The organism is Flavobacterium sp. NPDC079362 (assembly GCF_050267765.1).
Classification (GTDB): Bacteria; Bacteroidota; Bacteroidia; order Flavobacteriales; family Flavobacteriaceae; genus Flavobacterium; species Flavobacterium azizsancarii.
In genome coordinates, this window is record NZ_JBNNFM010000068.1 from 1 (window position 1) to 7,406 (window position 7,406).

Here is a 7,406-nt window from a genome sequence, read left to right on the forward strand (position 1 = left end):
TATCGTAAATTAAGAACCGCCTTGGTACGGATCCGTATGCCGGGTGGTGTGGAAGGTCGCCTAGGGAATTAATCCCTAGGCTCCTATCCGATTTCTACCAACTGACTAGGCTTGATCTGTTAAAATTTAGATTTTAACCTGCTCAAAGTTTCCTGCGAAATATTTATGTACGAAGCGACTATTTTATTGGGTAATCGTTTTACGATCGCCGGATTTATTTTTAGTAATAACTGATATCTTTCTAAGGCATCCATGGTGGTAAACGACATCAGTCTATTGGTATTATTGACATAAGCTCTCTCTAAATAGCGACAATAAAATTGCATCCATTGTGGAATAGTTTTAATCAAATGATCAAAATCTTCGTGACTGATATACAATAATTCCGATTTTTCGATTACCTGAATATATTCCTCTGACGGCAATTTGGTTATAAAACTCACTAACGCCGTAGCAATCTGATTTTCGAAAGCAATATATCGCGTAACATCTTTTCCTTCTTCGTTGATGAAATAGATTCTCAAACATCCTTTGCCCACAAAATACGTATTCTGACTGGTTTGTCCTGCCGAAAGCAACAACTCATTTTTGCCTTGTTTTAAAGGTTTGAAATGCGACAAAATCGTATTGAGGTCCTCATCAGAAACCTCAATACGATTTTTTATATAATCACCAAGTTGCTCGTATACCATTGTTTATTTATAATCTCGCACAAATTTGCGGTAATAGATAATATCTTCTATAGATAAAACTATCAAATCGTGTTGTTCTGCAAAGCTAATGATTTTGTCAAGTTTTGCCATACTGCCATCTTCATTCATTAATTCGCATAAAACAGCTTCCGGTTTTAAGCCCGCCAATTTCATAAGATCAACGCTGCCTTCAGTGTGACCATTTCGTTCAAGAACCCCGTTGTTTCTGGCGCGTAAAGGAAAAACATGACCGGGTCTGGCTAAATCTGATGCCTTTGCGTTTACAGCACTTGCAGTTTTAATGGTTGTAACGCGATCAGCTGCCGAAACTCCAGTTGTAACACCTTTTTTTGCTTCGATCGTGATGGTAAAAGGAGTTTGAAAACTACTGGTATTTTCCTGAGCCATATAAGGCAATTCCAGTTGATCTGCTTTTTCATTGGTCAGGCAAAGACAAACAATTCCGCTGCATTCGCGAATCATCATAGCCATATCAGGTACGCTTATATGTTGTGCAGAAAAAATCAAATCACCTTCGTTTTCACGATTTTTATCATCAGTTAATAAAATTCCTTTTCCGTTTTGCAAATGGTTTAAAGCATTTTCTACACGTTTTATGCTGGTTGTACCAAACTTCTCTACCGGATATGTTAGTGTGCTGATCATTTGTTTTTGGTTTAAATTAATAAGCAGCAAATCTAGAATTGTTTAAGATGCAAAAGTTTGATGTAAGTCAATAAAATGATTTGTTTGCCACGAATTTCTTTTGAGAAAAGGAGGTAGCCACGAATTTCACGAATTTGCACTAATTATTATACAGAAAGTGGTTAACCACAAAGTACACAAATTTCCGCTAATTTCTTTTTGTATGCTTATGGTTTAAAAAGGTTGCCATGAATTTTACGAATTTTCGTAAATTATTTTTTCTACAATTGCGGATAAACATAAATTGAAATTAATGTATCTATCTGTAAACTATGATTTTTATCTTTTTTATGTTCAAAGATTGTAAAAGAAATTAGCGAAAATTCGTGAAATTCGTGGCAACTTTTAATTCGTAGCAAAAAAAAAACTCTTAAACTAATTCTAAAAGTCTTTCAGTATCCATAACTTCTGCAAATTCCTTATGTAAACTCGCCAAAGATATTTGATGTACCAGTTCAGAATCATATTTTTCTCCATTAATGCCAATTCGGTCAAAAGTTGCTGTAGCATCAGAAACTAAATAGACATCAAAGCCAAAATTCCCTGCCATTCTTGTAGTGGTCGAAACGCAATGATTCGTCGTAAGACCTGTGATCACAAGAGTTTTGATCTTAAGATCGTCAAGTCTTTCTTTCAGATTAGTACCGATAAAAGCACTATTAACATTTTTTGTAATTACTGGTTCACCTGCAATTGGTTTTGCTGCATCTTTGATTTCGAATCCCGGATGTGATGCGTGTAATTTTGATTTAGGTTCTAATGAACTGTGAACGATATGAAAAACAGGAAGTTTCAGCGTTCTCCATTGTTCCAGAAGCTGAGCGATATTTGTTTCAGCACTTTTATTGTTTCGGTTTCCGCCCCAATATTCTTCATCATCAAAACCTTTTTGAACATCAATTATAATCAAGGCAGTATTTAAGTCTTTAAGCGTCATTATTTTATAAATTAGATTATTAGATACAAATGTATCCTTATCGTCAATATCAAAAAAGGACAAAGAATAGTCGTTTTAAGACCACTTATTTTTAATTTCCGTAGGCAATGCATCAAGATGGGTTTCGAGAACAATTCGTAATTGTTTAGAAGTTTTGTAACCGCATAAATTCGCGATGTATTGTATTTTATAATTAGAATTGGTAAGCAGGCTTTTGGCTTTTTCGATTCTTAATTTCGTACGATATTCGGCGATCGTGATGCCGGTTTGTTTCTTGAAAATACGGGTTAAGTTTCTGGGACCAATGTGAATCAATTCGGCTAAAAAATCGATTGTTGATGTTTTTTCCAAATTCGAGATAATCCAATCCTGAATGATATGAATTTTTTCATCATGATGGTTTCGGTTTTGCAAATAGACACTTTCCTGTTCGTCATTGCCGTTTCTTCTTTTGTAAACCACCAATTCTTTAGCAATTGCAGCAGCGGTTTCTTTGCCATTTCTTGCTTCGATAATGTGCAAAGCCAGATCAATTCCCGTTATGATTCCGGCGCTGGTGTAAAGCCTTCCGGATTGGGTAAACAAGGTATTCTTTTGAGTTTTTACAAGCGGAAAATCGTTTTGAAGTTTGTCAACCAATTTCCAATGCGTAGTACATTCTTTATGATCTAAAAGTCCGGCTTTCGCCAAAATAAAAGCACCCGAACAAATACTGCAAATCGTGGTTTGATTTTCATTTACTTTCAAAAGCCATTTAAAAAACAAAGCATCTTCAGCATTCAGATCAATTTGATTCGTGCTGCTTCCGGCAATAAAAACAAGATCATTTTCCTGAGGATTTGTTTTAGAAAAATGGGTGAGTGCCGACAATTCTAATCCCGAAGAAGAAATAATAGAAAATTGACTGCTAATATATTGAAGTTCATATTCAAGACCTAAGCCAATAGCTTCCTGAAAAACTTCGACAACGCCGCTTAAATCAAGAAGTGTAACTTGTTTAGGAATATAAAAATAGACTGTTGTTTTTGTCATTAGCAGAATGTGTTAAGCACTCATTTTGAATGATACAAAAGTATGTGATTAATTTTATTTCTAATGTTTGCAGTCGAAGAAGTAATATTCCTTTGGCATTTAATAAAAAAAAAGTTAGGACAAATCACTTATGTAGTCAAAAGACTACTTATTATTTCAGGACATTAAAATAAATTTAATAGAAGTAAAATAGGAGTTATCAATGGTATACCTGTTTTTTTTTTCGTTTTTAAGAGATAAATACAATCCTCATGATAAAAGAACAAGTAAATTATTTTCAATTCCCTATTCCCATTTATTTAAGTGTACATTTGAGATAAAACCAACTTCATAATGTATAAAATAAAGGATATAAGGATTTTGCTCACTGATGACGATGAAGACGACAGAGATTTTTTTGCCGAAGCTTTAGCTGATTTACAACTCAAAAATCCCATCGAATTTTGTAAAAATGGTGTAGAACTTCTGGACCGTCTTTATGATGCGAATTTAGTTATTCCCGATATCATTTTTTTAGATCTTAACATGCCTATATTATCAGGATTCGAAACCTTACAACAAATAAAAGAAGATATTAAATTCAAAAATATTCCATTGATCGCTATTTACTCAACTTCTGCAGCTGAAGATGGTGTAAAAAACACTTTTGAATTAGGTGCTAATGCTTACGTCGTAAAACCATTAGTTTTTAGTGATTTAAAAAAAGTACTAATAAAAGTTATTGAAACCGATTGGAAAGAAAAGCTGCAGGATCTAAGGATTGAATCTTTTGTTATTACGGTTTAATTTCAAACATCTATAATTGTACTATCATGTATATGCAGAAAATCATATTATTTTACCTGTGTAATCTATTTTAGGATATAAATTTACTTATTAATTTAGCTATGCTTAATAAGAAAACCTTCAAAATGATGTAGCCGAAATCCTAAAGTTACATTATCTCTTTTTTGATATTTACTGAATTTCAGTAACAGCAATTATAGCCCCTTAATAAAAATCATTACTTACATTTACTTGCCATGACAACAAATCCAGGTTTAAACACACTGATTGATTTTTTAGATAAACTAAAAAAACAAACTGCCGACGCACACAAAAATCTTGAAAAATTATCAGTTTCAGCTTCCATACTTTCTCCCAATCTGCAAATTGAAGACTATTGCCATTATCTGGCGCTGATGCATGCTGTGCATAAAAGCACCCAGGAACATATTTTCCCATTATTATCAGGTGTTTTTCCTGATTTGGAAGAAAGAAAAAAAACGCAATGGATTGAAAATGATCTTGCTTTTTTGAATTATAAAATTACAGAATCAAATTCGGTTTTTAGATATCACGATATCAGCATTCCGTTTGCAATAGGAATATTATATGTTGTAGAGGGATCCTCTCTGGGCGGAAGGTTTATTCTGAAAAATGTTGAAACCATTCCGGTTTTAAGTAACCAAAGCGGTACTTCTTATTTTGCAGGATATGGTAATAAAACAGGCAGTTATTGGAAACAGTTTTTAAGTGCACTTACAGAGTATCAACAGAAGTATAATTGCGAAGACGAAATTATCGAAGGTGCTGTTTATGCATTCGATTGCATTCACAATCATTTTATGAATACGGTCAAAAATGAAAATTAAAGATATTGTTAATCGTGATTTAGTTACATTGACTAATTGTGAGCACGAACCCATACATATTCCGGGAAGTATTCAGCCACATGGTTTTTTATTGGGCGTAACCTTAGATTGGAAAATTGATTTCTGTACAGCCAATATTTCAGATTTTGTAGCTTTGGTTTTTGATCAGATACTTGGACAAAAATTTGATGCAGTTTTTGGCGTAAAAGCTCAAAAAGAATTGCATGATTATATACATGACAGTAAAGTACCGCTTGTTTTTCCGCTTGAAATAACACTAATAAATGAAAATTTTCAGGTAACGATTCATAAAAGTAATTCCATTTATATTCTGGAGGCTGAACCACAATCTGCAGGAAAAGAACAGCTTGCTAATATATATGCACAAACGATTCAGTTTGTGTCTGATATGAACAATACGCGGACCCTGAAAGATTTATGTGCACTTGTTGCCGAAGGAACACGCGAAATAACCGGTTACGACCGTGTTATGATTTATAGATTTGATGCTGACTATAATGGCGAAATTTTTGCTGAAAGCAGGAGGGAAGATTTAGAACCTTTTTTGGGACTTCATTATCCTCACACAGATATTCCGGTACAGGCGAGAGAATTGTATATGAAAAATCAGCTGCGATTAATAGTTGATATAGGCTATAAACCGGTTCCTGTTTTTACGATTGATGATCAGGAAAATAAAAACCTCGATCTAAGTCTTTCTGTTCTTAGAAGTACATCGCCCATTCATGTCGAATATTTAAAAAATATGGGAGTTGGGGCTACCTTAACCATTTCGCTTATTCATCATAATCGTTTATGGGGGCTGATTGCCTGTCATCATTATTCGCCTAAAAATATCTCTCCTGAGATTAGGCTTGCAGCCAAACTGCAGGGACAGTTTATTACCTCTCAAATCGATTTGCGACAATCTAATGATGAATACGAAATTGCCCGTAAAACCAGCAGGGCACTCGAAAGGTTAACTGCCTTAAATCTTCCGTTATCACATGAATCGTTTAAAATCCTTTGTCAGCATCCGGAATTATTAAAGCTTTGTAACGCTGCCGGAGTTTCGATCTCTATTGGTAAAAAAATGTATAAAAGCGGGCTTACCCCATCAGACGAAAAAATAAAGAGGATTATTTCGGGCATACGTGCTTATGAGTATACCACAACATTCACCACTAATAAACTCAGTGATTTTGTTCCGGATTTAGACGGCTACGAAGATGTTTCGGGCATTATTTATCACTCATTGGGTAATGGAAATACTATTATTTGGTACAAGCCAGAAACTATTGCCGAAATAAGCTGGGCAGGAGATCCTGAGAAAGCCATAATTATCGACAGCAAAGGATTGCATCCTAGAAATTCGTTTCATTTATGGAAACAAATTATAAAAAATCAAAGCAGTATCTGGTTAGATCCCGAAATCAATGCCGCTGCAAGTTATGCACATGCGCTGCACAATCAGATCATAATGCTGTTGCTGAGCGAGGAAGAAGAGAAATACCGAAGTTTGAGTGAAGTATTAAAAGAAACCAATTCAGAGCTTGAAAACATCAACTGGATCAGTACGCACGACTTACAGGAACCTTTACGTAAAATTCAGTTTATCACTTCAAAAGTGTTGTCTGATACCAATGAGATTCCATCTGTAGCAGTTATAGATTCCTTGCAGCGCGTGACTAAATCTGCCAACAGAATGCAAAATTTGTTGATTGATATCCTGAAATACACCCGAATAAAACATACCAAAGAATCTGTTCGGAAGGTTAGCCTGAATTATATTCTGGAAGAAACCCTGCAGGAAATGAAGGAAATAATTATCGAGAATAAAGCAGTTTTTGAATGTGAAAGCCTGCCGGATGTGCATGCGATTCCGTTTTTGATGAAACAGCTGTTTTCTAATATCCTGCACAATTCACTAAAATACGCCTCAATAGACCGATTGCCAGTCATTAAGATAACAAGTTCAAAAGAACCGGAAATAAACGAATACTCCAATAAAGTATATTGCCATTGGGTTACTTTTTCAGACAACGGAATTGGTTTTGAACAAGAATATGCCGAGTCAATTTTTAAAATCTTTTCAAGACTGCATACTCTAGAAAAATACGACGGATCAGGCGTTGGACTGGCACTCTGCAAAAAAATAATGCAGACCTGCAATGGCAATATCCGCGCAGTAGGAAAGCTGAATAAAGGTACAGATATTACAATTTATTTTCCGTGTGATCCTTTAGATTCATTGGGTTGATATAATTTTATACGATTGAAACAAAAGACGATATGCTCGAAGTATATCGTCTTTTTTGTTGTGTGCCCAGCATGGGCGATAACTCTAGGGTGTAAGTCCCGAACACGCCTTTACAGTGGGAAGTGTTAGCTGAATGCAAGGGTGTC

Annotated in this window: 7 protein-coding genes; 3 read left to right on the forward strand and 4 right to left on the reverse strand. The window is 34.8% G+C overall.

All coding sequences use genetic code 11. From position 1 onward, the window contains the following. Nucleotides 1–119: 119 nt before the first annotated feature. From ACQKCJ_RS24550 to ACQKCJ_RS24565, 4 genes are all read right to left on the reverse strand, one after another. Complete coding sequence (locus ACQKCJ_RS24550) at nt 120–692, reverse strand: Crp/Fnr family transcriptional regulator (RefSeq protein WP_271338742.1); 573 nt, start codon at nt 690–692, stop codon at nt 120–122. Nucleotides 693–695: 3 nt separating this feature from the next. After that, nucleotides 696–1,358, reverse strand: coding sequence for a 3,4-dihydroxy-2-butanone-4-phosphate synthase (ribB, locus tag ACQKCJ_RS24555; RefSeq protein ID WP_427403131.1), 663 nt, complete (start codon nt 1,356–1,358; stop codon nt 696–698). Nucleotides 1,359–1,767: 409 nt separating this feature from the next. Continuing rightward, nucleotides 1,768–2,334, reverse strand: coding sequence for a cysteine hydrolase family protein (locus tag ACQKCJ_RS24560; protein WP_271338740.1), 567 nt, complete (start codon nt 2,332–2,334; stop codon nt 1,768–1,770). Between the two features lie 75 nt (nt 2,335–2,409). Further along, nucleotides 2,410–3,366, reverse strand: a complete 957-nt coding sequence (locus tag ACQKCJ_RS24565; protein WP_271338739.1) for a GlxA family transcriptional regulator — start codon at nt 3,364–3,366, stop codon at nt 2,410–2,412. A 333-nt stretch (nt 3,367–3,699) separates the two neighbouring features. On the opposite strand from ACQKCJ_RS24565, the gene ACQKCJ_RS24570 reads away from it, so the two are divergent. The 3 genes from ACQKCJ_RS24570 to ACQKCJ_RS24580 all read left to right on the forward strand — a co-directional run bounded on the left by ACQKCJ_RS24570 (nt 3,700) and on the right by ACQKCJ_RS24580 (nt 7,260). Next, the gene (locus tag ACQKCJ_RS24570; RefSeq protein WP_271338738.1) at nt 3,700–4,152 is read left to right on the forward strand and encodes a response regulator; all 453 of its coding nucleotides are present in this window, start codon (nt 3,700–3,702) and stop codon (nt 4,150–4,152) included. Between the two features lie 236 nt (nt 4,153–4,388). Beyond that, nucleotides 4,389–5,000: a biliverdin-producing heme oxygenase gene (locus ACQKCJ_RS24575; protein WP_427403132.1), complete on the forward strand. Its 612-nt coding sequence runs from the start codon at nt 4,389–4,391 to the stop codon at nt 4,998–5,000. After that, complete coding sequence (locus ACQKCJ_RS24580) at nt 4,990–7,260, forward strand: ATP-binding protein (protein WP_271338736.1); 2,271 nt, start codon at nt 4,990–4,992, stop codon at nt 7,258–7,260. The genes ACQKCJ_RS24575 and ACQKCJ_RS24580 overlap by 11 nt, the downstream gene beginning before the upstream one ends. The last annotated feature ends 146 nt before the right edge of the window (nt 7,261–7,406 follow it).

Bases quoted from the DNA above. Each gene is read 5' to 3' on its own strand.
- ACQKCJ_RS24550 (WP_271338742.1), bottom strand. From the start codon at position 692: ATGGTATACGAGCAACTTGGTGATTATATAAAAAATCGTATTGAGGTT.
- ACQKCJ_RS24570 (WP_271338738.1), top strand. From the start codon at position 3,700: ATGTATAAAATAAAGGATATAAGGATTTTGCTCACTGATGACGATGAA.
- ACQKCJ_RS24575 (WP_427403132.1), top strand. From the start codon at position 4,389: ATGACAACAAATCCAGGTTTAAACACACTGATTGATTTTTTAGATAAA.
- ribB (WP_427403131.1), bottom strand. From the start codon at position 1,358: ATGATCAGCACACTAACATATCCGGTAGAGAAGTTTGGTACAACCAGC.
- ACQKCJ_RS24565 (WP_271338739.1), bottom strand. From the start codon at position 3,366: ATGACAAAAACAACAGTCTATTTTTATATTCCTAAACAAGTTACACTT.
- ACQKCJ_RS24580 (WP_271338736.1), top strand. From the start codon at position 4,990: ATGAAAATTAAAGATATTGTTAATCGTGATTTAGTTACATTGACTAAT.
- ACQKCJ_RS24560 (WP_271338740.1), bottom strand. From the start codon at position 2,334: ATGACGCTTAAAGACTTAAATACTGCCTTGATTATAATTGATGTTCAA.